This is a genomic window from Dyadobacter sp. CY261 (genome assembly GCF_021440085.1).
In the GTDB taxonomy this organism is placed as follows: domain Bacteria; phylum Bacteroidota; class Bacteroidia; order Cytophagales; family Spirosomataceae; genus Dyadobacter.
The window spans coordinates 284,712-309,161 of record NZ_JAKCPW010000003.1 but is presented as its reverse complement, the minus strand read 5'-3'; the positions used below and the strand labels follow the sequence as shown (position 1 = coordinate 309,161).

Here is a 24,450-nt window from a genome sequence, read left to right as displayed (position 1 = left end):
TTAAACGGCATGAAATGACCGTCTGAATTCCAATGGAGAGAGGCTGGTTTTTGTTTTAAATAGTTTGCTGAACGATTGTGAATGCTCAAATCCTAGCGCGTAAGCCACTTCCCTTACCGTCAGATTAGTCGTTGAAAGGTTTTCTTTTGCTTTTTCAATTAGTTTATCGTGAATGTATTGCTGTGCATTTTGCCCAAGCAGAGATCGCAGCATATCGCTCAGATAGCTGGGCGATAAGTTGACCTGCTCTGCCAGATAACCAACCGTTGGCAGTCCTTCGTTGACGGCAGTTTGATTGGTAAAATAATGATCCAAAACTGCTTCCAGTTTTTCAAGCAGGTCATTGTTAACTGCTTTGCGGGTAATAAACTGCCGTTTGTAAAAGCGGTTTGCATAGTTCAGCAATAGCTCAATCTGAGAAATAACCACATCCTGACTAAAATCGTCGATCCGGCTGGCCAGTTCTTTTTCGATCATTTTGAAGATGTCGAAGATCGTTGCTTTTTCTTCTTCCGAAAGATGCAGCGTTTCCCGGGTCGAGTAGGAGAAAAATCCGTATTGTTTAATGCTTTTGGCCAAAGAATACCCTAGAAAGAAATCGGGATGGATGAGCAACGTGTATTCGGAACACACGCTGGCGTCGTTATCGTGACTCCCCACAACTTGGCCCGGAGACGCGAAAAGCAACCCGCCTTCATCAAAATCATAATAATTCTGGCCATACCGCAGTTTGCCGGTCAGTTTCGGTTTGTAGGAGATTTTATAAAAGCCCAGCACGTGGTAATGCGGAATGCTGAACTCACTAACCTGGGTATAGGAGCCGTTGATGAGGCTCACCAGCGGGTGCTGCGGCTTCAACAAGCCAAAGGCCCGGTGCGCATCGGCCAGCGAGCCCATCTTTTTCGGACTATTCTCTTCTTTGTTCATCGCTTGAAATATGAAAATGATAGCCGATGACATTTGGTATCGGCTATCATGAATGCTTAATCAACCATTTTCGACTTCTGACGGTTCGTTGTCGGCTTAACCCTGGGCAGAATTGGAAACCTCTTCCCACGCCTCCCAGGTTGCCAGCCGCTCGGCATAAGCCTCACGCACCCAAGGCAAGCATTGGCTGCCAAGGAAGAACCGAAGGGGCGGCTGCGGTGCGTCAACGACTTGAAATAGTGCCTGAGGTGTTGCATGGGGATCACCCCGCTCCAATTGCATTAGTTTTCCAAAGAACTGCTGTTTGAAATCCGCGTATATATCCTGGCCTTGTGCGAATTTCAACGACTGCTGGCTTCCAAATTCGGTGGCATAGGCACCCGGTTCGATGATCGTAACCTTGATCCCGAAGGATTTAACTTCTTCGGCCAGGCTTTCGTGAATGGCTTCAAATGCCCATTTGGAAGAAGCGTAATAGCCGATCACCGGCAAGGTAACATGGCCAAGATTGCTCGATGTACCAATTATATGACCGCCCCCCTGCTTTCTTAATAGCGGCAAGGCCGCCTGGATTACGGCAACCGGACCGAGGATATTGGTTTCGTAAAGCGCACGGATATCATTCGCGCTGGCCTCCTCAATGGTGCCGACGAGCGAATAACCGGCATTGTTGAGTACAATATCAAGTCGCCCGAAATGCGCGTGAGCTTGTTCTACTGTGGCTTTTACCTGCTCTGGGTTTGTTACGTCCAATTCGAGTATCAGCACGTTTTCGCCATATTGTTCTTTTAGGTCGGCAATGCTTTCCAGCTTCCGTGCCGTAGCTGCCACCTTGTCGCCACGCCGGAGGGCAGCATCGGTCCAAACACGTCCAAAGCCACGGGACGCGCCCGTTATGAACCAAACTTTTTGAGATGTTACAGCGGTTTGTACTGTTTCAAGACTTGCATTTTCCTTCTGATGTGTCATAACAATTTCTTTGACATGAATAATATGTCAAAGGTCATCGTCTGCAAACCGGGAAGTGTAGTCTAAGTGAGGGGATGTGTAGTTGAAACGGGGATGAGGTGAGGAGACTCGTAAATGAGCAGTTTTTGAGTAAGACCTATTCCGAACGGAGCACCTTCACAGGATTTGCAAAGGCAGCTTTCAATGCCTGGTAGCTTACGGTGAGGACCGCAATTGCAAGAGCAAGCATGCCTGACCCGCCAAATATCCACCAGGGAATGGCAGCGCGATAATGGTACTTCGCCAGCATTTGGGTTAGAAAATAGTAGCTTACCGGGGTAGCGATGACAATGGCAATAACTGTCAGATATACAAAGTCTTTTGCTATCAATTTCCATACACTTGCAATTGAGGCGCCGAGGACTTTTCTGATACCTATCTCACTACGCCTTTGCTCGGCGGTAAAGGCAGCCAGGCCGAATAAACCCAGGGATGAAATGAAAATGGCTACTGCCGCAAAAAGAAGGCTTATTTTACCCACACGATTTTCCATTTTAAACTTCAAATCATATTGCTGGTCGGCAAATTGAAAATCCAGCAGGAGACCCGGTAAATGCCTGTCGAACACCGGGCGAATTTTTGCAAGGACATCGCTTATTCCGACGCCAGCGCTTGACTTGATATACAGGTAATTAGGCGCGTAAGTCATAAAGTAAATGGTCTGCTTCACAGGTTCATACGGTGACTGCATGATCATGTCCTGCGCCACGCCAACAATGTGATATTCCGAATCATTGAAAGTGCCATCTTTCCACCTGATCTTTTTGCCAACCGGATTGTCCAGCCCCATATATTTTACTGCCGACTCATTGATAATGATTGCCGAAGAATCAGAGATAAAGTCTTGCGAAAAATCCCGCCCTTGCGTGATATGCCAGCCTACCGTCTCGCCATAGCGATGCGATGCGGCTATGACAGCAAACTCGTCCTGGTCTGTGGCCGACTTTCCTGGCCAGTGAAAACCTCTTGCATTAGAAAGAAGATCGGTAACGGGACCGGAGGATTGCGCGACCGATGCAATCATTCCCGATTGAAGCAAGTCATTTTTTAATGCTTCAATGGATGCTGTGCCTGGCGGAATTTTTACATATAACAGCCCATTCCTTTCGTAGCCGGTAGCTCGGTTTTGTCCAAATTGAATCTGGCGAAATACCCCCACAGTGCCAATGATGAGCGAAATAGAGATCGTGAATTGTAAAACGACAAGAATTTTTCTCGGTCGGGACGAATGCTGTCCTGTACTGACTGAACCGGATTTCAAGATATTGACTGGCTTGAAGGAGGATAGGTACAGAGCAGGATAGCCGCCAGCCAGGAGGCTCACTAGAAAGCAAAACGACACGCCAATCAGTAAAAAATACGGATTGAATACAGTGTCACTTGTGAAAAGAAATTCGATTTTTTTGTCGGCCGTAGCGTTGAAATAGGGCAAGGCTAATTGAACTACCACTGACGCGACCAGCATTGAAAATGCTATTACAATGAAGGACTCAGTAACGAATTGAACTACGAGTTGGACGCGCATTGACCCGACGGCCTTTCGAACGCCAACTTCCCTTGTCCGCTGACCGGACCGCGCTGTGCTCAGATTTATAAAATTGATGCAAGCCAGCAGCAGAATAAAAACGGCGATTGCAGTAAACAGCTTAACATAATAGATCTGTCCTCCTGTATTGAGGCCGTTTTCCCAGGTAGAATACAAATGCCACTTGTGCATAGGGTGAAGGGAAATTACCGGCATCGAACCGGCAACCTTGTGGTTGTCCTTCAAATGTTTAAGCAATGCGCCTTCTATCTTTTCCGATGCTGCTTCGACGGAGGTGTTTTTTCGGGTTTGAACAAGAATTTCAAAGGTGTTTACATTCCAGTTGTCTTTTAATTCATTGACCCACTGTCGCCTTTTGGCCGATGCAAACAGTTTCCAGGGTGCTATAAACGACAAATTATAGAAGTCTGAATTCTGCGGGAAATCCTTATAGATACCCGCGACCATTCCTTCCAGCTCATTGTCTATTTTCAAAATCCGGCCAATGGGCTGGCTGTTACCAAAAATCGACAATGCAGCAGATTCTGACAGCAGGAGATGGGAAGGGTTTTTGAGCGCTGCGTCATTGCCACTGAGCATTTGAAGCGAGAGGATTTTTGCACCGTCGGGCTCCATGAACCGGCCCTTTTTCCTGAACTTTTTCTCGCCAGACGCCAGGCTATAATCTTCTGTATCCCACGAAACGGCGACGCTTTCAAAGTCGGCTGAAAAAACTTCCCGCAACTCACCGGCCAGGGGGAAAGGCATATTCGGCGAAGTGGTAATACTGCCATTCTGCGCAGTATGTGACATCACCCGGCCCACGTGCTGATGGTTTTTAGCGCTCTTGTTGTAAGTCCACTCGTCCCAGACCCACAAGGAAATCAGCATGAATATGGCTAATCCCAACGTCAAACCCGATACATTGATCAGTGTATAACCCTTGTTTTTAAGGAAACCTCTTAAAGCGATCTTGAAGTAATTTTTGAGCATATCAGGATGCAAAGAAATATGGTGCCAGGTTGAAAGCAAGCCTGAAAGGTGGATGCTGGGGTGATATTATGTTCACTTTCGGACACATCTGTGCGTTCCCGGGCACGGCTGTAAGCTCATTGCTGTATGCTTCCCTCCGAAAAGTGCCCTGATTTGTTCTAAATTATCTTATCCCCTGTGTGATGTATCTGCACATTCAAATCAATATCCCGACCGGTGGGAGGTGACGGCCAAAGTCTGGGTGGAAAGCAATCAGCAAACTTCCATATGGTGATTGTATGTTATGGCAGCCTGGGTAGCCACATGCCTATCGTTGCCCCAAAAACGCCAATGCCCGTGATGATAGTCGAAATAAAGATAATAATGGATGTGATGATCTGGAAAACCTTGCCTTGATGTTTGCCTGCATAAATGTACATTTCCAGTACAATAAGCTGAATTGGAATGGCGTAAGTTAAAATTGAGAGTGCTGTCAGGAAAGGTCCTGTGAAAGTTTTTGGATCAAAGCCAGCCGGACCTCGGTTGATCAGCAGCCAGAACATCAGCCCCACGCGAAAAAACCAAACACCGTTGACAACCATATAAAGCCTTAATGCCCAGTTTCGATGCTTTCCGAACTGCCGCGTCCTGGCGTAGTGTATAGTAAGCAATGCAAAACCGATGATGTAACCGGCTTGAATGCTGATGCCAATGTGCTGCGTAGTGTCGCCAACAGCGCCGCGCGTCCAAACCATCGTAAGCCCTGCCATGCTTACCAGTATGGCCATTAACACATACACACGGCCAAGCCATCGGTGAAAGCGCGGATAGCGATACCTTGAAATCAATTGTAAAGGTCCACCCATTACGATCACTGAGGCCAGCAATACATGAATTCCCACAACCAGATTTCCCTTCCAATCCCCTTCATTATATCCATGTGGCAATACTTCGTTCCACCTGTCGAACTCACCGGCGAGGGTGCTTCCACCGTAAAAAATAACAATATAAACCCCGAATAGCAGTTGGCCAAGAAAAGCAACCGTCAGCCAGGCGGCGGCGGCGACATTCAGCATTTTTGGAAAAAAGACGATTTCTTGTTTGTTTGAAAGGGAAGGATGAGTTTTGGGCATCATGGCAGAAAGCATTAAGTTCAGTCAAACTTAAAGCCTGCCACAGCATGAGTGATTAGACAAATGTCCAATAGTGATGAAAGGTTTTATTTTCTTACGGGCTAACTACCGGTTTCTGCGCGTAATCTGCTCAAATGCCGTTGAGTAATGCCCAGATAGGATGCAATGTATCGTAAAGGAACGTGTTTAAAGATGTTTGGTTTTTCCTTTTGCATTTTCAGATAGCGGGCCTCCGCCGTGATATTGGCCATATCCTGGATGCGAATTCTGTCTTCCTCAAGATGCTGCTGCAATATCCAGATCGTATAATCTTTCTGCGTACTGCTGTGTCCGGCAGTTCTGTCCACGTCATCCCGGCTGATCCTGAGCAGCTCGCAATCCGTAATGCAATGCAGATTTTTATCAGACACACTGCGATGCATAAAATGGTAGTACGAGGTAAAGAAGCGGGGACCGTCGTTCAGATCGACGGTTATTTCATTATTGTCATCGTCGAGATGGAAACTGCGCATATGACCCGTCACTATGAAATTGTGGTATTGTGGTATTTGCCCGGCATACTCTATGATGGTGTTTTTGGGTACAAACAGTGGCCGGAAGGACTCCCGAATCGACGCTTTATCTGTCTCGGGCAGGACTATGAGTTGTTCAACATAATTGAACAAGCTTACGTAATAGCGCTCCATGTCACAATTGCTAGGGTATTTTACAAGTTAATAATAAACTAAGTACTTACCCCCGGGGAACTCCTCAATCCGCACAATATATAACATATCGAAGTTTCAACCGATGCGTTCCGGCAACTGCTGATAGCCGGGATTAGCTAGGCGCTTGTTTTAACAAGATAAGTTACAGAGCTATTCTGATTTCAACGACTTTACCGGATCCAGCAATGCCGCCCTGATTGCCTGGAAACTTACCGTTAGTAACGTAACTATCAAGGCGCCAAGGGCAGTAGCAGCAAAAATCCACCAGGATATTTCAGTGTGATACTTGTAGTTTTTCAGCCAATTTCCCATAAAATGCTGTGCTAATGGTACGGAAATGGCACAAGAGATGAGAACAAGAATCACGAAATCCTTCGAAAGCAGTTGCCATAAATTGGTGACTGATGCGCCCAATACCTTACGAATGGCAATTTCCTTGGTCCGTTGTTCTGCAACGAAAGAAGCCAATCCAAACAATCCCAAACAGGAGATCAAAATCGCAAGGCAGGCAAAGAAAGTTGCCAGCTTACCAACCCGTACTTCTGTACCGAATTTTTTGGAGTATTCTTCATCAGCAAACTCATAAGTGAACGGACTGCCAGGATTGTACTTCTTGAAAACATTTTCAACTTTCGCCAGCGCCTCACTTGCGCTCTGACCTGGTGCAAGTTTAATGTTTATAGTATTGACGTAGTTATAATTACATATAAAAAAAGATGGATTGACGGGCGAAAAAGGATTCTCTTTGATGATATCCTTCACAATTCCCACAACTTTAAAGGATCGACCTCTCGCCCTGACGAAAGAGCCAAGCGGGCTTTTTATATCCATTATTTTAACCGCCGCTTCATTTAATATAATGGAAGCAGTGTCCGTAGAAAAGCTTCTGGAAAAGTCCCTGCCTTCTTTTATCCGCCATCCAATGGTGTTACCATAGTCGTGCGTCACGGCATTGGACATAAACAGGGGATGCGCTTCCGGACTCTTTCCTTCCCAGGAGAAATCGGTCGTTCCGCCATCTTGTGCGGTTACTGCACTTGAAGATTGAGACATTTCTTTCACTGCACCCGTGTTTTTCAGGTCGCTACGCATGGCATCGTAGTGCCCGTACAGTTCCGGGGTGTTCATGCGGACTTCAATAAGGCCGCTGCGACTGTATCCGATTGGACGGTTTTTAGCATGTTGGATTTGTCGGAAAACGACAATGGTCCCGATAATCAGTGTTACCGAAACCGTGAACTGCATGACGACCAACACCTTACGGGGAACTGCTGCGAAACGACCTACACTAAACGTTCCTTTAAGAACTTTGAGTGGCTGAAAGGAAGATAAATAAAGTGCCGGGTAACTGCCCGAAAGGAATCCTGTCAGGACGCTGAATGCGATTCCAGTGGCCCAAAACCAGGGATTGAACCACAAAATGGACATTTCCTTTTCTGCAACTTCGTTGAAAAACGGGAGTGCCAGAGCTGCCAGTGCAATAGCAATTACAAAAGCCACGAAGACGACCAGAAATGACTCACTCAAAAATTGCCCGATCAATTGCCAGCGAAATGATCCGATGGCTTTCCTGATCCCCACTTCCCGCGCACGTTGTTGCGAACGGGCAGTGCTCAGGTTCATGAAATTGATACATGCCAAAAGCAATACAAAAATGCCAATGATGGCAAAAAGCCATACAAATTGAATCAGTCCACCGATGTTTATTCCGTTTTTAAAATCGGCATACAAATGCCATTTGCTCATCGGATGGATAAAAAATTCAGGTTTATAACTAGGCGGATTATCCTTTTTCATCCGCACATCTTTTATCTTAGCCGAAACCAGATCAAAATCTGCCCCCTTTTTGAGAAGACCATAAACCTGGAAAGAATTCTCATCCCATTCCAGTAACGATCTTCTGACATACTCGTCTTTGGCAACGGCCAGTGTCCACGGGATAAAAAAAGCAATTTCCTTAAACGAACTGTTATCCGGAAAGTCTTCGTAAACACCCGTAACCTTCACATCGAGTTTATTGTCAATCTTGATGACTTTGTTCAAGGGATTTCCGGTCCCAAAAAAAGCTTCTGCCAGCGATTCAGAAAGCATAATTGAATTAACATCCTTCAACCCCGCACGACTGCCGGCAAGTATTTTAACAGACATCATATCCAAAAAATCCGGCTCCACGGCTTTGCCGCGTTTAGAGAACTTCTTATCGCCCGAGGCTACAAGTAATCCTTGGTTTCTTGCCAGAGCGACGGATTCAAAATCGGGATATGTGCTGCGAAGTTCATCACCCAATGGAATAGGAGAATCGGCGTAAGTCGTTTTTTCAACATCAAAACTTACATGTTGCATTACAAGGCCTACCCGCTCATAGTTCTTATGGTAATTGTCAAAAGACAATTCATCGTAGACCCAAAGGCCAATCAGGATAGCGACGGCCATCCCGACGGCCAGTCCACCGATATTAATGGCAGAGTAGCCCTTGTTTTTAGCAAGATTTCTAAATGCGATTTTGAAGTAGTTAAGGATCATGGCTGGAATATTTGAATAGGTTTGGGAATACTGCTGTGCTTTTTTGTCCTTGGCAAATGGCCGCATTAACTTGATTACGTTCAATACATAGAGTCGTCTGGCCCGGCTTTCCCCCAGGTTTTCCGCCCAATGCTGATACATTTCGAGTAAATCTCCCTGAACTTCTTCCGAAGTGTTGGGATCTGCAAAATGGGCCAGGAATTTGCTCGCCCAATGAGGTGGAAACAGCTTTTTCATCTGCCTTTCAGCAAAAGAATCTCTTCAAACCCTCCCGGAGACGTTCGCTTCATAAGTATTTTCGATTTGTTCCGATAATGTCGATAAAATACTATGCCTAATGAAATTGCATTTGTAATTATCTGGTTTACATTACTTTAAATAGAAAGGAGGGGTTTCCAATTGTTCAGATTTGAACAATGACAGAGAATGACCGATCGGTTTGTACAGCGACGCCCAGTAGTACGATTTCTTCAAACTCTCCCAAATAGGTTCGGTTAAACCATGCCGGGTACGCGCCTGCTATGACGCTGATTTCGAATGCAAGTGTATATCCGTGAGAGGCTGGAGATGCATTTTCCTGGTTGCCAGAACTACCTCTCTCTGATCTCTCCTTTGGGTGCATAAATACAGTAAGCGTACCGTTCCTTGGACTGCCGGCAACCCAATTATCATACATTTTTTCACCGTCGGCCCAAATGTCCTTATACGTGATGACACTGTTCACTGTCTAGTAGGAGTAGTTTGTTTACTACTTTTAGATTCAACGGTGCCTTCGTAGCACATCAGCGTAGCAACGATCGTGACCGCGGCGCTGAAACTGTATTACTTTCGTCAAAACGGCAATCATGAAGACAGATCAAAATGGATACGCAAAGGCAATCATTGTTCCCACGCTCACTGTGAGAAACGGTATAGAAGCGATTGCATTTTATCAGAAGGCATTCGGTGCCAATGTCCTCATGTCCAATTCAGGACCCGATGGATCCGTGGTCGCGGAGATGGAGATAATGGGCGCCAGGTTTGTGGTTGCAGATCGGTCGGAAGAGCATGGCAATTTTAGCCCAGAAAAGCTAAATGGTACACCCGTGAGAATCGGCTTGCAGGTCGAAGATCCTGACCAGGTTTTTGAACTTGCAGTAAAAGCCGGGGCATCAATTATCTATGAAGTGGCCGATCAGGATTATGGGTATAGGCTGGGTCACCTCTCAGACCCGTTTGGTCATCACTGGGAGATATTCAAGCCATTAGTGACATAAAGCACGTCTTTCAAGACAAGAACAAAATCCGTTTTTTAGTAATCCCTTTTCATTCCAGCTTCTGACTGATCTGCGTTCAGGCATTTACCCACGACCGGCTGCGTCAGACGATGGCCGAAGTGCTCAAAGCCAGTACCCCGCGACAGATCACACCTACTGTAACTAACCTGAACACGTTTTGATGCAGTTCAACTGCTCTGGCTCAAACATTCCGGCTATTCTTAATCCAGCAAGCCTGCGCTCCACTGCAGGGCATAGGCGGTTTTGTAGTATTTTGTTTTGAGTTCAATCAGCTCCTGCCTGGCGTCCAGCGCCTTGTTTTCGCGGCTATTGATCAGGAAGAGCGAGCTTTCTCCATTGGAGAACCTTATCTCCTCAGCTTTAACCAGTTGCTGATAATTGGCATAGTTCAGGTTTTGCAGTTTAATCTGCTCTTTGAGAATATTGAACTCATTATAGTACTGTCTGACTTTGATTTCCAGTTCCAGTTGCTTCTGCATTTGTCCCAGTCGTGTTTCCTGGATTTTGAGTTGTGCCTTTTTATATGCACCGCGGCCAGCCGAAAGCCGTAGTGGTATTTCGAACTTGAAGCCATATTGGTAGTTATTGTCGAAGATCGCCGCTTCTCCGGCGCTGGCTAATGCATTATACCCCTTGCTCAAATGGTTGTAGCGGAAGTCCGCTTTGGGCAAAAGCTCCTGAAATTTGAGTTTTTTATCAATATCCAGCGCACGAAGTTTAAAATCGTAGCTCCGCAGTTGAGGATGCGTCTGCGTGGCAGCTGAAAGCAAACTGGTCAGATCCAGGTCGAAGTCTTTGAAATGCTGGGCATCATCCCAGTCGGCCGGAGGAGTCACGGTTTCAGGCAACGTGTAAGGTTCACCCATTTCGTTCCACAAAAATGCCGAAAGCCGGAGGCCCGCATTGCGAAATTCCAGCTGGTATTGGTTCTGTTGGTACTGAAAGCTCTGCAACTGGGCCAGTGTTTCAATGGTATCAATGGCCGCGCGCTCGCCATTCAGCAGTGACTTGCGGACAAAATCCAGCCGCTGTGTGTTGACGGCCACATTGGCCTGTACTACCAGATACTGATTATAATAGCTTACCCATTGCCAATACGCATCCATGGCGTCCATCAGCAAGTCATTCAGGACCAGTCTTTGCTCGGTGTCGGCCAACGACCTGAAAATCCGGGCCTGTTTTAAGAAGGCGCGCCGCTTGTCCATCAGCAGGTCCCGCGCGAGCGGGATGCTCACACCCAGAAAAGCCGATTGTCCTTTGGTCATCGTCGGGTCGAGGCGCTCTCCGGTGTAGTTGTCCACGCCGGTATGTACTTCGATCCCGTACCAGGTGGGGATCACAATTTCCGGCGAAGTTCTGTTATAGTAGTTGGTGCCGTCAAAACGCTTACGCGAGATATATGCACCCAGAACAGGGTCGAACCCGCCACGGGCAATCAGCAGGTCGGCCTGGGCTTTGTCGATAAGGATACTGGCCTGTTTGGCGACGGGGTGGAATTTTCGGACCAGCTCCATTACCTGCGCCGCGCTGAGCGTCCTGGTAGAATCCTGCGCTTCTGCCACATTAAAAACCACCAGCCCGATCAGGAGGCCCCACTGTATTGCCAAGCTTTTCATGCACAAGCCTATTTTATTTTTCTTTTCCCTGACCTTTCAATGCCGGATCTTTCAAGGTGTAGTAGTCCGGTGGAAACCCGTTGATATTTCGCCAGAGCTCATACCATAACGGCACGTCTTTGAGCAATGCAATCCCCTGCGCTCCCGTTCCCAGCTTCAATTGCTTAGGCCATGGCCGGTCGGCGGCATCTTCGGCCACAAGCACACGGAACATCCCGTTTGTGCTGATCGTGTGTTCGAATGCAACTACCTTCCCGCCAAAGGTCCCGTAACTGTTCTCGGGCCAGCCACTGAATATGATGGCCGGAAAACCGTCAAACATGAACCGGACTTTCTGCCCGATGCTGATCAGCGGCAGGTCTACGGGCCTCACATACATTTCGACCGCATAATTCACACGGGTCGGAACGATCACCGTGATCCGTTCCCCATCTTTAAGTATCTCGCCGATCCCGGCTTTGTTAGCCTGGACAATCTGGCCATCCTGTGGCGCCAGGATCACGTACATGCCATTCCGGATCGTGTAGTTGGCCACCTGGTTTTCAAGCTTCGCCATTTCCCCTTGCCCGGAGGCTATATTGCTCAGGCTTTGCAGCCGGTCGCCTTCTGCTTTGCTGATCTTTTCTGCATACTCCTGCGCCACGCCATTTTGTTCGATCTCCACAATGAGCATTTCCTGTTTTGTCTGGGCGATCTTGTTTTCAGCGGCTATTTTCTTGGCAAGGGCATTCTGAAAGGTGGTATTGCGCTGCTGAAGCTGGGTTTGGGAAACAAGTCCCTGCTCGAACATTTTCTGCTGGCGCTCGAATTGGTCTTTCGTCAGGTTAAATTCATTGGTGACCGCTTCCAGCTCTGCCTGCTCGCCGTTCAGCTTGTTGTTGAGCTGCCCGAGTTTGTTTTCAAGTTGCTTGATTTTGAAAGTTCTGGCAGCCTGCAACGCCTCGATTTGCGAAACCGAAGTGGCGGCTTTTCCCTTATAAAATTTAATGGAGCCTTTTTTCGCTTCTACCTGCTGCTGAGTACGATTGACCAGATCAGGATCCAGGTAATCCTCCTTGATCTCCGATATCTGCATGATCGTATCGCCCTTTTTTACAAAATCTCCTTCTTTAACTGCCCATTTGACGATTTTGCCGGGAATGGGGGAGTTGATGTTCTGGGGGCGCTGCTCCTGGTAAAGCGAAGTGATATCGCCCCGGGCTTTGATGTTCTGCGTCCACGGCAGGAAAAGCGCGAGGCCGAGCAGGAGCATGATGCCGTAAAACCAATACCTGACCTTACTTTCCTGATCTTGCAGGTAAATAGCATCCAGGGATTTGAGCGGTATTTTATAGTTGACCTGATCCATTTGCTATGTTTCGGGTGATGGTTGCTGTTGCATTACTTAGTACGATATGGTAATCGCACCGGTTTAAAAATTCAGGGTCGTTGCTGGCGATGATTACCGTAGCCTGGTCAGGTTTTCCCGACAAATATTCCATCATTTTCTCCCTTTCAGGCCCCGTCATGCCCTCCCAGGGATTTTCCAGCAGCAAAAGGGTGGGATGGTCGAGCAATGCCCTGAGCAGGGAAATGCGCTTGATGTACTGGCTGGGAAGGTTTTTGCCGTTGGGGTCGACCTGGGTCTCAAATCCTTCGGGCAACAGATCCAGGAACCCGGCAAGCCCGGTCTTCTCGGCGAGGAGGATGATCTGCTCGGCGGTGATATGGTTTCGGCCTACAATGATGTTCTCCCAGACCGAGCCGATAAATATATCTTTCTGATTCAGGTACATACCGATTCTTTTCCGGAGCGATGGCAGCTGATAATTGCTCAGCGGGACTTTGTTGAAAAGCAATGATCCAGAGAACTGCTGGAAGTGGCCGCCCAGGATTTTCAGGAAAGTGGATTTACCTGACATGCCGGATGTAGAAACACCTACCAAACTCCCCGACGGAATGTGGATGTTCACATTGCTGAAAATGCTTTTGCCGTGATGGAATGAAAAGGAAAAATCAATCAGGTCGATGCCCACACCTTTTTGGACTGTATCCAGGGCAACATTACCTTCCTTTTCGGAAAGATTTTCGGTTACAGTCGCCAGTTTTTCAAGACCGGTAGCTACATCGTACACACTATCCAGATTGACGATTAGTTTTTCAACGGCATTGGTCACGGTCAGTACCACGATCTCGGCGGCGATGAATTCGCCGACATTGAGTTGCTGTTCGAGCAGAAGATAGGAGCCGCCCGCCAGCATCGCCAGGGTAATCGCCACTTTGGTAATGACCAGTGTTTTGTACTGAAAAAGCAGAACCGAGAAATGGTCCGTACGGGATTGCAGGTACTTGCTTACATGGGTATCGGTCCTGGTAAGGTTTAAATGGGCGGCATAACCCAGCTTAAAGGGATTGATAACCCTGGCCATTTCTTCCAGCCAGCCCACGGTCTTGTATTTATTGACACTTTCTTGGAGGCTGGTTTTTAGCCCGTCGGTACCGGTTAGCCGGAAAATGAGCGTGAGCACGAAGAGCAGCGTTAGCCCGAACACGATAAAGAACGGATGGTATACTGCGAGTAAAAACAAACCGAAAATGATCTGGATACTGGCCACAGGAACGTCCAGCAACAGCTTGGAAAGCCCCTTCTGTATATTGAGCACATCAAAAAAGCGGTTCACTTTTTCGGGCAGGTAAAACCCGTCCGTCTTCATCAGGTCGAACCGAGGGATTTTATCGGCGAACTCAAATGCGTAACGGGTGAAAATTTTCTGCTGGATTTTTTCAATGATCTTCATCTGATTGATCTGCATCAGACCGACCGCGGCAACCCCGATCACCACCAGAATGATCAGCACGTAAATAGACGTTACCATCGATGCGCCCAATACAAACCCGATAATTGCCTGAATACCCAGGGGAAGACTCAGGTTGACCAGGCCACTCAGCATCGCATAAAAGTAAATCGCTCCAACGTCGGACCGGTCCAGCAGAATCAGGTTCCATAATCTCTTGAAAGGGTTTACCTTTTCCATAGCTCGATGATTTACGAATCGCACAAATATAACAACACTTCAATTAACAATAGTAATACTATCATATGGAGAAGTAAATATTTTTTTGTTGATACAATAACTATTGCTGCTGGATATTTTACTATTTTCGTTTTGTAAATGACACCGTATGGAATTCCAGGTAAGTTTTCATCTCAACGAAAAGGTCTTTTTGAAAGACCCGGAAAGTAGTGAGCTCGGCAAACAGCTCATCAAGAGCGCGATAGACCTGATTTATGAGTTGGGGTTTGAGCATTTTACCTTTAAGAAGCTGGCGACCGAGGTGAGCACTACGGAGGCTACGATTTACCGCTATTTCGAAAATAAGCACCGCTTACTGCTTTACATTCTCAACTGGTATTGGAGCTATATGGAGTTCCTGGTCATGTTCAGGTTGCAGAATGTGGCCGACCCGCAGGTGAAATTGCAGATCATTATAGAGCTGCTTACCCAGGAGCTTCCCGAAAGCAGCGGGACAATGGATTATAATAAGCGCTACCTGAACCAGATCATTATTTCCGAAAGCAGTAAGGTGTACCTGGTAAAGGAAGTGAAGGAGATCAATAAATCGGAGGTTTTCAAGGCGTATAAGGATTTATGCGCGAAGATAGCCGAGGTCGTCAGTGAATATAATCCGGACTATCTGTATCCGAGGTCATTAAGCAGCACATTGATAGAAATGTCCCATTTTCAGCAGTTTTTCAGCAACTACCTTCCCAAGCTGACCGACGTGGGTGGACTGGGACACAAGGATTTTACTGCGAGATTTTTAACAGACTTACTATTTAAAGCTATTGGAAAATAGCTGAGTTCACTTCTGTACACATCGTCGTAAGTTGGCGATGCTCTGATGAATTTTTCGGCGGCATAATATTTATCCCACTGGCCAGCCACAATCATGCAACTTCCTGAAACCAGGCGCTTCGTTGCCGGCAAATCCACACTTTGACGGGCAAGCTGCATTCGTTGTATTCATCACTAACCAAAATCCTAATGAAAACAATACTAGCAACACACGTGTTGGCGGCAATGCTATTTTCGGCGCCGGCATTTTCACAAGTCGCTCCTAATGATTCCTTACAGGCCTTAAATGGTCAGAAGAAGGCGATAGAGATCAGCAAGGATATTAACGAAAGGAAGATCGAGCTCATTGAAAAGCAGCAGGAGCTGGATAAGCAGCGCGCCCAGATGCAGGAAAATGCGGCAACAGCGCAGGCTTCGGCAGATGCCAATACAAGCGCCGCCAGGGACTTGGCCGCTAACCCACAAGACAAAAAACTGAGCAGAAAGGCTTCTAGTGCTGCAAAGAATGCTCAGCGTGATGCAAAAAATGCCCGGAAAGTTTCGGATAGCGTTGACAAGCTGAATGAAGAAGTGTTAAATCTTCAAAAAGAAATACAGGAAAAGGAGCAGGAGTTAGCATCGAATACGGGAATGTCTACGCCGGCGCCGCAAGCGCCTGTCGCTGCGAATGCTGGTTCTTCTCAAACCGGAAGTGCTGTGCAAGGCTCCTCTGCTACCGCGCCGAATCCCAACACGCCCTATGTTGTGCAGCGTGATGTGACCTCTGATGCAAATGCTGCCAGCGCAACGGCAGTCGCCCAGCGCGCGTTAGAGGCTACCTATAAGAATTATCCGCAGCAGCCGGGTCAGCCTACCATTATCATCAACAACATCATTGTTCCGGCAGACTACAATGGGCAGCAATCCAGAGCAGTTCAACCTGTCAAAGAGGAAGTAACAAATCAGGATCAAGCCGATTACGAAGACTATAAGGCTTGGCTAAGACATAAAAAAGGACAATCTGCCTCATCAGATGCAGCGTCTTACGCCGCCATTCCAAACAGAAATGAAGCTGAAAGCAGCGAACCTTCGGACAAAAGTGACAGACTTGATTTCAGGCAGCGGTTTGGCGAGAAGCCCCAAAGAAATTCAGGAATGTGGGTGATTCCTATGGTGGGGATTCATGCTTCGAATTTTAATGCAGACTTCCAGGATGACCAATATGAAGGACGTGCAGGTTGGAATGCAGGCCTTGATTTCAGGTTCAGGATGCGAAAGTTCTTCATCCAGCCGGGAGTGCACTATTTCAGCTCTTCCTTAAACGTTACCAGCGAGGATAGCATTTCGACGGCGCCACTGCTTACCGGGCCACGGATCCATTCTTTGAAGGCACCGCTGATGATCGGTGTTTATCTCACAAGAGCGAAAGGAGGTTTTTTCAGATTCAATATCAAAGGCGGAGTGGTAGGAACCTATGTCATTAATGTAGACCAGAATGGTTCTGATCGTTTTGATAAAGACAATATTGAAGATTTTTCTTATGGACTCAATGCGGGATTCGGCCTTGAATTCGGGTTTGTGACCTTGGATTTTTCACATGAATGGGGGATGAGCCGACTATTTAAAGAAAGCAACCAGAAAAACAACATTCTCAGGGCGACCCTGGGCTTTAAGCTCTAACGTCGCGCCTGGCGGAGGCAGCGTAGTTCTGTCCGTCTTAGACAAATACGTTTTTTCTTTCAGATTAACACTGATTTATACAAAGAACAAACCGGAACTTACGACGAAAATTCGTCAAAGTTCCGGTTTGTACCCAGAGCCGAACAAATGTCGAACCGGTTATACGATGATTTGAATAAAATAGCTCAATTGTTGTGTGATGGCATTCCTAGAATGGAAATGGGAAAATAATGGAACTTGGAAAAGATTTATTAAAAGGATCGGACGCATTTTTTAACCAATCACATTCTCTTCACCATCCTGCTCCTCACTTTGGCAACATCAAAGCCGACCGCTACTTTAAGATTAAACTGGGTCCCGCTATAATTTTTGATTAAATTGGCAGGGCTGACAGATGCGCGGATGCGATAAAAAAATGAGGCTTTTTCTTGCGGTTCATGCATGTCCTTAAAGAGTCGATTGAGCTCAAAACCCACTACCGGACTGTACCCGTCAACTCGCCGTTTGTCGTCCTTATCGGATTTTGCCGGAGTGAATTCGTTGATCGCCAAGCCGATGTAGGGCACTGCAAGCCATTTGTTTTTGTGGATCTTTACACCATAAGTTACTTCAATGGAGGCAAAGTGTGTTTTCATCGTGGCTGGCCAGTCACCTTTACCTTGAAGTTCTTTTTTTGTTTTGTTAAAGCCCAAATTCATATCCAATTCAAACCTTGATCTTTTTATATCGAAATTAAAACCAAAATCAAATCCGGTCGCATCGGTAAAATGGTCTTTGGTTTTTCCCGTGAATATACTTCGGGTAATCCCTGCGAAAAGTCCGATCTGGAAATCGCCGACGTTTTTTTCTTCTATTATTTCGGGCGTATTATGTAACAGATCAGCAAGTTTGGCTTCCCATTCAGCCATTGCCTGTGTATTGTCAGGCTGGGAAAGCTGTTCAATCATGTCTTTTTTCAATTGCGAGACTTCATTGGTCGCTTCCAAAAAAATACGGTCCATGGTCGGTTTTATTGGAGCGACCTTCTCGTTCAGCTCGCCAAGCTCGAATGTCTTCCATTCAATCAGCTTGCTCTGATAGCCCGACAAATCAAAAAGAAGCTGGACGTAGCGAAGTGTTCGCTCACTGGAATCTGGTAGGGTAGCGGTTTTCCGATTCAATATTGCATAGGCGTGAACAATTGGCAAATAGTTGCCTGCTTTCAAAGGCTGAAATGCATATTCGTAATGAATGACGATATCAGCAAACACATTATTCGTTGCAGTATCGATCGAAAAATCGCTAGACTGGAACTTCAATCCCGGCTGCCACCTTAGGGTATCCAACTGAGCAATGCATAGGTCAAAGATGAGTAAAAGGAGTAAGGTTGAAAGCGTAGATTTTCTCAGCACGGGCATTTAGATGAGAGATGGAGAGAAGTTGTCTAAATATAATGAAAAGCACCGGAAAGGGCTTTTCCAACAATCTAAAAACAAAAAATGGCCCTAATTTGTCATTAGAGCCATTTGTACCCAGAGCCGGAGTCGAACCGGCACGAGTGTAACCTCATTGGTGTTTGAGACCAACGCGTCTACCGATTCCGCCATCTGGGCATTCTCTTACTTGTTGGGAGTGCAAAAGTAGACAGAAAAAAAGATTAAGCAAGCCCTTGCTGCAAATTTTCGCGAGATTTTCACGATAAAAGACTGTGCCGCCAACTAACCCACTTATTCATAGCGTAATGCCTCGATCGGGTCGAGACGTGAGGCTTTGATGGCCGGATATATACCCGAGAGTACGCCTACCATGACACATATGGTGATTCCAACGCCCATCCAAAGCCAGGGAACTACAAACGAGCTGTTTTCGCTGATGAGGCCGGTGATGGAATTCCCCACTATAATTCCGAGAATCAGGCCGCCTATGCCACCAAGAATGCATACTACAATGGCTTCGATCAGGAATTGCATGCGTATTACACGTGGGGTAGCACCGAGCGACTTGCGGATCCCGATCTCGCGGGTGCGCTCGGTAACGGATACCAGCATGATGTTCATCAATGCGATGGCAGCACCGAGTAACGTGACAGTGCCGATAACGAAGCCACCAACACGAAGGTAGCCGGTGATGCTGGCAAAATCCTTTGCCATAGCGTCGGCGCGGTCGATGGTAAAAGAGTCCTCGTTGCCGAGTTCGTCGTTACGGATGCGGCGCATGATGCCGCGGGCTTCTTCCACGATCATATCGCCGTCGGTCACATTGGGGGCTGAGGCGGTAATGTTATAGGTTAATGTGCGGTTGGCCGCCAGGCCGCGACCGTTTTCAAGCGGGATCAGAATCAGGCGGTCGGAGTTGTTATTCCCACCTAGCGAACCTTTTTTTTGTAATACACCCACCACTTTGTAGCGGCTTCCCATAAATGTGATCTCTTTGTTGATCGGGTCAGCCCGCTCGAAGAGTTTACGCGCGATTTCTTGTCCGAGCACTGCAACATTCAGGGAGTTTTCCAGGTCATTTTTGTCGAGATTACGACCGAGGTCGATTTTATAGCCGTTGATGCCCAGGTACTGGTCGTCGGACCCAACTACATTACTGTTTGGATTGGTCTTTACGCTACGGTAGTTAACCTGTACGGCACCCGCAATGTCGGCGGAAAGCGAAGCGGTCGCCTCGTAGGAAGCTTTGAATTTTTCAGCGAAGGTCTTTGCCTGGCGGTAGGTTACTGCCGGGTATTGTTTGCTGCGGCGTCCGCCCCGACGAAAATCGTCATCATCACGGTTGCGGACGGTAAAAGTGTTGGCCCCGAGATCGGCGAAACTGCTGTTGACCGAGCCCTGGATACCGTCAATGGCAGTGAGGATGCCCACGAGCGAGGTAATGCCAATGGCGATGATCATGGCTGTAAGCACGGTGCGGAGCAGGTTGCTCTGGATCGAACGCAGACCTTCTTCGATATTTTCGCGTATTATCATAGCGGTTCAAAACTGGGGCACCAGAAACAGGGTTTGGTCGTTAGTAATGAAGTTCTAGTTTGAGAAGCTGGTACAGTTTTGTGGTAAATTTCAGATCGTAACCGTTTCTTTCTATATTTATTCTTTACCTGAATGTAAAACTGCGCATGAAAGTCGAAAGAGTCAAACCAGTGATACGCCTGTATATCCCGCTCGTCATTTTTTTGATCGGCTCGTTCAACGCAATGGCGAACCGGCTGCTGATCCCGATGGACGAGACACAAAAAAACCACTTGAAGGCATACGGCATTTCGTACTGGATACTGAAAAATTATGAAATGGAAATGGACTGGCTCCTCAACTACCGGGGCGGCAGTTTTATGGTAGCTTATAATCAGCAGTTTGCTTCGGAAATGACCGTGCGCGGTGTGAGTTTTGAGGTAATTTCCGACGCCACTGCCGGGCAGATACTGAACCAGATCGCCGCACCGGACGTAAATATGGACGCGGTGAAACTGCAAAAAGCGCCGCGAATTGCCGTGTATTCTCCCAAATCTAAGCTTCCGTGGGACGATGCCGTGACTTTGGTGCTTACCTACGCCGAAATTCCCTATGATGTGGTGTACGACGACGAAGTACTGAACAACAAGCTGCCCGAATACGACTGGCTACATTTGCACCATGAGGATTTTACAGGCCAGTTCGGTAAGTTCTTTCAATACAAAGATTATCCCTGGTACCGTGAACAGAAAAAGGAAGCCGAAGAAACCGCTACGAAATTCCAGTTCAACAATGTGCCGCAAATGAAGCTGGCCGTCGCGAAAAGAATCTCTGAATTCGTGACAGGAGGAGGTTATATGTTCGCAATGTGCAATGCGACGGACACTTTTGATATCGCACTCGCTGCCGATGGTGTGGATATTGTAGATGCGATGTATGACGGCACACCCGCCGACCCGACCGCAAATGGCAAGCTGAATTACGACAATGCATTCGCATTCCGCGATTTTAAAACAATACCATATCCTTACGAAATAGAATTTTCGGACATCGACAACCAGCCCGACGAGCGTGGTCTGGTGGAATCGAATGACTTCTTTTCATTGTTCCAGTTTTCTGCCAAATGGGACCCGGTACCCAGCATGCTGACGCAAAATCACCAGGCCATTATCAAAGGCTTCCTGGGACAAACTACCGCATTTAAAAACCGTCTGATCAAACCGGAAGTGATCATCCTGGCAGAGAATAAAAATGCAAAGGAGGCGCGCTACATCCATAGCACACACGGTAAAGGCTTCTTTACTTTCTACGGTGGTCACGATCCCGAGGATTACCAGCATCGCGTAGGTGAGGAACCTACCGATCTGAACCTGCATCCGAACTCCGCAGGTTACCGTTTGATCCTGAACAATATCCTTTTTCCAGCAGCTAAAAAGAAAAAACTTAAAACCTGACCGGAAACTTAACAGCGTTTGAAATCACACCAGCCGTGCGTTATCGCACGGTTTTTTGTTTTTATAAAGTCAGTAAATTGCTGATTTATAGTGTGTTAATAATTGGCACAGATTTCGGATAAATGAAGTGGTATTAGCCATGAATTTTTTCAACATAAAATCTCCAATTAAACCCACATGGATCGTGAAATTGCACCGGAATACGTTACGCAGACCAGGAACCGCCGATGGCTCGTTATCGGGATCATCGTGGTAGTCGTGGCGGTCCTTCTTTATTTTTTCAGACAATCGCTTTCCAGCACGCTTGAAAGTGCCCGTATCAGGACTGGCGTCGTCGAAACCGGCGATGTAGAGAATACCCTTACGGCCTCTGGGGAGATCATACCAGCCTACGAGCAGATCTTCGCCAGTCCCATCCGTGCGAGTATCAAGCGTATCCTGCTGACACCCGGAACACGCGTAAAACCTGGTCAGCCCATTGTAGAACTCGATAAGTCTTTGACCGAAATCGAATTTGAACGTTACGAAGATCAGCTCGAACTAAAAAAGAACGGCATCGATCAGTTACGGATGAAGCTGAATAAGGATTTGTACGATGCCGAGATCAATGACAAGATCAAATCTTTGAATATCAACAAACTAAAAGCTGATTTCGAAGATGCCAAACGTTTGCAAAAGGTCGGCGGTGGTACCGTTGAAGATATTACCCGGGCCGAGAATGCATTAAAGATCTCACAACTTGAAAAGAACCAACTCGAAAATGACCTGAAATACAACCGGGAATCAATGGGGGCCAGTTTGCGCGAAACCGAACTGGGGGCGCAGATTGAAGGCAAGAACTTGCAGGAATTGCAGCATAAGCTCAAAATGGCCGATATCATCGCCGATAGGCCGGGTGTACTAACGTGGGTAAACGAGAATATCGGCTCGTCAGTGAACGAGGGCGAAATGCTGGCCAAAGTGGCCGATCTGGGCAGTTTTCGGGTCGAGGGTAGTTGTTCGGATGTCTATGCCGATCAGGTCAAGGCGGGACTTTCGGCGATTGTGAAGATCAATGAAGTACAATTAAGGGGTGTGATTACGCAGGTAAAGCCAGCGGTGAAGGATGGTGTGATTGGTTTCACCATTCAGCTCGATAATGCGAAGAATGAGTCGCTGCGGCCGAACATGAAGGTGGAGGTGTATGTGGTAACAAGCAAAAGTGCCAAAACGCTCCGCGTGCCAAACGGTCCTGCGTTCAATGGCAAGCGTAAGCAATATGTATATGTGCTGGAAAACGGGAAGGCGCACCGGCGGGAAGTTGAAACCGGTCTTTCCAACTTTGATTTTGTAGAAATCAAAAGTGGCTTGAAACCTGGCGAAAAGGTCATTCTGATCAATATGAATGATTATGAACATCTTGAAGAGCTTACGATCCAATGACCGATATGAGAAAGCTCTTCATCTGTATCTTGATATCGCTCCTGAGCCGGCCTGTTTCGGCGCAAATCCGCAAGCTGACGCTCGAAGAAGTTGTACAGCAGTCCAGAGAGCAATCCATTGCGTCCAAACAAGCTGTGACGCAAAAAAAGACAAATTACTGGCAATATCGGTCCTTCCTGGCAGATTATAAGCCGCAACTTAGCCTGCTGGGCACCGTTCCGGGCTTCACCCGCTCGTATATTGAAGTCGTGCAGCCAGATGGTACGGTGTCATTTCAGCCAGTCTCGAATAACAACTCGATGCTGAACCTTTCGCTGAGCCAGAGCATCGCCATGACCGGTGGTACCATTTATGCGCAACAGCAAATGCAGCGTTTCGACGATTTCCAACGCGATGTGACGCGGTATAATGGTATTCCGTTTGAAATAGGTATCAAACAGCCATTGTTTCAGTTCAACCCCCTGAAATGGGACCGGAAGATCCAGCCATTGAAATACCAGGAAGGAGCCCAGCAGTACATTCAGGCGCTGGAAGAAGTCGCATTGAATGCCACGGGCTTTTACTTTGATTTGCTGGTAGCACAGGTGAATTTGCAGATTGCCGAAAAAAACCGGAGCAACAACGATACCCTGTTTAAAATAGCAGGGCATAAGCTGCAACTCGGTAAAATTTCACAAAACGACCTTTTACAGCTGCAAATGGGGCTGCTTACCGCGCAAAAGGACCTGGCCTCAGCCCAGCAAAGCGCAGCGGTGGCTTCACTGAAACTGAAAATGTATATGGGAATGCGCGACGAACGGGGGCTTGAACTGGGCATTCCCGCCGAAGCGGCGGAATTTGCGATCGATCCGCAAATGGCGCTGGACGAAGCTTTTGCCAATCGGTCGGCCTCGGTTGCATTTCGCAGGCGACTGCTCGAAGCCGAGCGGGACGTGCAACAGGCGAGGAAGGATAATGGCCTGAATGCCACGCTAAACGCGACATTCGGTCTCTCAAATCAGGGCAGCCTCCCACGCGATGTGTACATGAGCCCGCAGGACCGCGAGTTTGTGGAGCTGCAACTGACGTTGCCTATCCTCACCTGGGGCCGCAACAAAGCCAGGACGGAGGTAGCCCGCGCCGCCCAGGAGTTCGCCCAGCAGTCGGTGGAGCAGGATAAGCTTACTTTTGAACAGGAAATTTTCACGCAGGTAACCCTTTTACAAATGCTCCAGAAGCAGGTAAAGCTCACACAAGTAGCAGACGGAATCGCCGCCGACCGTTACCAGATCGCCAAAGAGCGGTTCATCCTCAGCGACCTAAGCGTAACCGACCTCGGCATCGCCACCCAGGAAAAAGACATCGCCCGCCGGGATTACATTCTGGCGCTCAGAGATTACTGGCAGGCATATTACAGTCTGCGGCTGCTGACGCTGTATGATTTTCAGCAGGGGAGGAAGATTAGCTATTGACCGGCGACCA

The 24,450-nt window shown here is 47.4% G+C and carries 18 protein-coding genes and 1 tRNA gene; 6 read left to right on the top strand and 13 right to left on the bottom strand.

Translation table 11 applies throughout. The features are described 5' to 3' along the window. From LZD49_RS11220 to LZD49_RS11190, 7 genes are all read right to left on the bottom strand, one after another. Nucleotides 1-927 (bottom strand): AraC family transcriptional regulator, encoded by a 927-nt coding sequence (locus LZD49_RS11220; protein WP_234667442.1) that lies wholly within the window; start codon nucleotides 925-927, stop codon nucleotides 1-3. A 96-nt stretch (nucleotides 928-1,023) separates the two neighbouring features. After that, the gene (locus tag LZD49_RS11215; RefSeq protein WP_234667441.1) at nucleotides 1,024-1,896 is read right to left on the bottom strand and encodes an SDR family NAD(P)-dependent oxidoreductase; all 873 of its coding nucleotides are present in this window, start codon (nucleotides 1,894-1,896) and stop codon (nucleotides 1,024-1,026) included. 136 nt (nucleotides 1,897-2,032) lie between these two features. Continuing rightward, the gene (locus LZD49_RS11210) at nucleotides 2,033-4,453 is read right to left on the bottom strand and encodes an ABC transporter permease (protein WP_234667440.1); all 2,421 of its coding nucleotides are present in this window, start codon (nucleotides 4,451-4,453) and stop codon (nucleotides 2,033-2,035) included. A gap of 281 nt (nucleotides 4,454-4,734) precedes the next feature. Further along, the gene (locus LZD49_RS11205) at nucleotides 4,735-5,568 is read right to left on the bottom strand and encodes a DUF2306 domain-containing protein (RefSeq protein WP_234667439.1); all 834 of its coding nucleotides are present in this window, start codon (nucleotides 5,566-5,568) and stop codon (nucleotides 4,735-4,737) included. 98 nt (nucleotides 5,569-5,666) lie between these two features. Then, on the bottom strand, nucleotides 5,667-6,251 hold the full coding sequence (locus LZD49_RS11200) for a Crp/Fnr family transcriptional regulator (protein ID WP_234667438.1): 585 nt from the start codon (nucleotides 6,249-6,251) through the stop codon (nucleotides 5,667-5,669). Nucleotides 6,252-6,422: 171 nt separating this feature from the next. Further along, entirely contained in the window at nucleotides 6,423-9,032 is a 2,610-nt protein-coding gene (locus tag LZD49_RS11195) for an ABC transporter permease (protein WP_234667437.1), read from the bottom strand. A 166-nt stretch (nucleotides 9,033-9,198) separates the two neighbouring features. Next, nucleotides 9,199-9,519: a hypothetical protein gene (locus LZD49_RS11190; protein WP_234667436.1), complete on the bottom strand. Its 321-nt coding sequence runs from the start codon at nucleotides 9,517-9,519 to the stop codon at nucleotides 9,199-9,201. A gap of 121 nt (nucleotides 9,520-9,640) precedes the next feature. Between LZD49_RS11190 and LZD49_RS11185 the strand changes: the two genes are divergently transcribed. Then, nucleotides 9,641-10,051, top strand: coding sequence for a VOC family protein (locus LZD49_RS11185; protein ID WP_234667435.1), 411 nt, complete (start codon nucleotides 9,641-9,643; stop codon nucleotides 10,049-10,051). 221 nt (nucleotides 10,052-10,272) lie between these two features. Here the strand turns inward: LZD49_RS11185 and LZD49_RS11180 are convergent, their stop codons facing one another. Genes LZD49_RS11180 through LZD49_RS11170 form a run of 3 tightly spaced genes read right to left on the bottom strand, consistent with a single transcriptional unit; the run spans nucleotide 10,273 to nucleotide 14,702 of the window. Beyond that, nucleotides 10,273-11,688: a TolC family protein gene (locus LZD49_RS11180; RefSeq protein ID WP_234667434.1), complete on the bottom strand. Its 1,416-nt coding sequence runs from the start codon at nucleotides 11,686-11,688 to the stop codon at nucleotides 10,273-10,275. 13 nt (nucleotides 11,689-11,701) lie between these two features. Beyond that, nucleotides 11,702-13,036: an HlyD family secretion protein gene (locus LZD49_RS11175; RefSeq protein ID WP_234667433.1), complete on the bottom strand. Its 1,335-nt coding sequence runs from the start codon at nucleotides 13,034-13,036 to the stop codon at nucleotides 11,702-11,704. Beyond that, entirely contained in the window at nucleotides 13,017-14,702 is a 1,686-nt protein-coding gene (locus tag LZD49_RS11170) for a peptidase domain-containing ABC transporter (protein WP_234667432.1), read from the bottom strand. Before LZD49_RS11170 ends, LZD49_RS11175 begins: the two co-directional genes overlap by 20 nt. 148 nt (nucleotides 14,703-14,850) lie before the next feature. On the opposite strand from LZD49_RS11170, the gene LZD49_RS11165 reads away from it, so the two are divergent. Together LZD49_RS11165 and LZD49_RS11160 are read left to right on the top strand one after the other, a co-directional pair. Then, a complete protein-coding gene (locus tag LZD49_RS11165; RefSeq protein ID WP_234667431.1) occupies nucleotides 14,851-15,525 on the top strand; it encodes a TetR/AcrR family transcriptional regulator in 675 nt (224 codons plus the stop codon). A gap of 188 nt (nucleotides 15,526-15,713) precedes the next feature. Beyond that, complete coding sequence (locus tag LZD49_RS11160; RefSeq protein WP_234667430.1) at nucleotides 15,714-17,183, top strand: outer membrane beta-barrel protein; 1,470 nt, start codon at nucleotides 15,714-15,716, stop codon at nucleotides 17,181-17,183. A 281-nt stretch (nucleotides 17,184-17,464) separates the two neighbouring features. On the opposite strand, the gene LZD49_RS11155 is transcribed toward LZD49_RS11160, so the two are convergent. From LZD49_RS11155 to LZD49_RS11145, 3 genes are all read right to left on the bottom strand, one after another. Continuing rightward, a complete protein-coding gene (locus tag LZD49_RS11155) occupies nucleotides 17,465-18,508 on the bottom strand; it encodes a hypothetical protein (protein ID WP_234667429.1) in 1,044 nt (347 codons plus the stop codon). Between the two features lie 183 nt (nucleotides 18,509-18,691). After that, a tRNA-Leu gene (locus LZD49_RS11150) sits at nucleotides 18,692-18,775 on the bottom strand. A 114-nt stretch (nucleotides 18,776-18,889) separates the two neighbouring features. Further along, a complete protein-coding gene (locus LZD49_RS11145) occupies nucleotides 18,890-20,134 on the bottom strand; it encodes an ABC transporter permease (protein ID WP_234667428.1) in 1,245 nt (414 codons plus the stop codon). A 170-nt stretch (nucleotides 20,135-20,304) separates the two neighbouring features. Here LZD49_RS11145 and LZD49_RS11140 point away from each other — a divergent pair, with 170 nt between their 5' ends. The 3 genes from LZD49_RS11140 to LZD49_RS11130 all read left to right on the top strand — a co-directional run bounded on the left by LZD49_RS11140 (nucleotide 20,305) and on the right by LZD49_RS11130 (nucleotide 24,440). Continuing rightward, nucleotides 20,305-21,567 carry an asparagine synthetase B gene (locus tag LZD49_RS11140; RefSeq protein ID WP_409021318.1) on the top strand — a complete coding sequence of 421 codons (1,263 nt, stop codon included), beginning with the start codon at nucleotides 20,305-20,307 and terminating at the stop codon, nucleotides 21,565-21,567. A gap of 177 nt (nucleotides 21,568-21,744) precedes the next feature. Further along, a complete protein-coding gene (locus LZD49_RS11135; protein WP_234667426.1) occupies nucleotides 21,745-22,989 on the top strand; it encodes an efflux RND transporter periplasmic adaptor subunit in 1,245 nt (414 codons plus the stop codon). A gap of 5 nt (nucleotides 22,990-22,994) precedes the next feature. Beyond that, entirely contained in the window at nucleotides 22,995-24,440 is a 1,446-nt protein-coding gene (locus LZD49_RS11130; RefSeq protein ID WP_409021317.1) for a TolC family protein, read from the top strand. Nucleotides 24,441-24,450 lie beyond the last annotated feature (10 nt).

Excerpts from the sequence above, each read along its gene's own strand:
- LZD49_RS11220 (WP_234667442.1), bottom strand. The coding sequence starts at position 927 with ATGAACAAAGAAGAGAATAGTCCGAAAAAGATGGGCTCGCTGGCCGAT.
- LZD49_RS11215 (WP_234667441.1), bottom strand. The coding sequence starts at position 1,896 with ATGACACATCAGAAGGAAAATGCAAGTCTTGAAACAGTACAAACCGCT.
- LZD49_RS11210 (WP_234667440.1), bottom strand. The coding sequence starts at position 4,453 with ATGCTCAAAAATTACTTCAAGATCGCTTTAAGAGGTTTCCTTAAAAAC.
- LZD49_RS11205 (WP_234667439.1), bottom strand. The coding sequence starts at position 5,568 with ATGATGCCCAAAACTCATCCTTCCCTTTCAAACAAACAAGAAATCGTC.
- LZD49_RS11200 (WP_234667438.1), bottom strand. The coding sequence starts at position 6,251 with ATGGAGCGCTATTACGTAAGCTTGTTCAATTATGTTGAACAACTCATA.
- LZD49_RS11195 (WP_234667437.1), bottom strand. The coding sequence starts at position 9,032 with ATGAAAAAGCTGTTTCCACCTCATTGGGCGAGCAAATTCCTGGCCCAT.
- LZD49_RS11185 (WP_234667435.1), top strand. The coding sequence starts at position 9,641 with ATGAAGACAGATCAAAATGGATACGCAAAGGCAATCATTGTTCCCACG.
- LZD49_RS11180 (WP_234667434.1), bottom strand. The coding sequence starts at position 11,688 with ATGAAAAGCTTGGCAATACAGTGGGGCCTCCTGATCGGGCTGGTGGTT.
- LZD49_RS11175 (WP_234667433.1), bottom strand. The coding sequence starts at position 13,036 with ATGGATCAGGTCAACTATAAAATACCGCTCAAATCCCTGGATGCTATT.
- LZD49_RS11170 (WP_234667432.1), bottom strand. The coding sequence starts at position 14,702 with ATGGAAAAGGTAAACCCTTTCAAGAGATTATGGAACCTGATTCTGCTG.
- LZD49_RS11165 (WP_234667431.1), top strand. The coding sequence starts at position 14,851 with ATGGAATTCCAGGTAAGTTTTCATCTCAACGAAAAGGTCTTTTTGAAA.
- LZD49_RS11160 (WP_234667430.1), top strand. The coding sequence starts at position 15,714 with ATGAAAACAATACTAGCAACACACGTGTTGGCGGCAATGCTATTTTCG.
- LZD49_RS11145 (WP_234667428.1), bottom strand. The coding sequence starts at position 20,134 with ATGATAATACGCGAAAATATCGAAGAAGGTCTGCGTTCGATCCAGAGC.
- LZD49_RS11135 (WP_234667426.1), top strand. The coding sequence starts at position 21,745 with ATGGATCGTGAAATTGCACCGGAATACGTTACGCAGACCAGGAACCGC.
- LZD49_RS11130 (WP_409021317.1), top strand. The coding sequence starts at position 22,995 with ATGAGAAAGCTCTTCATCTGTATCTTGATATCGCTCCTGAGCCGGCCT.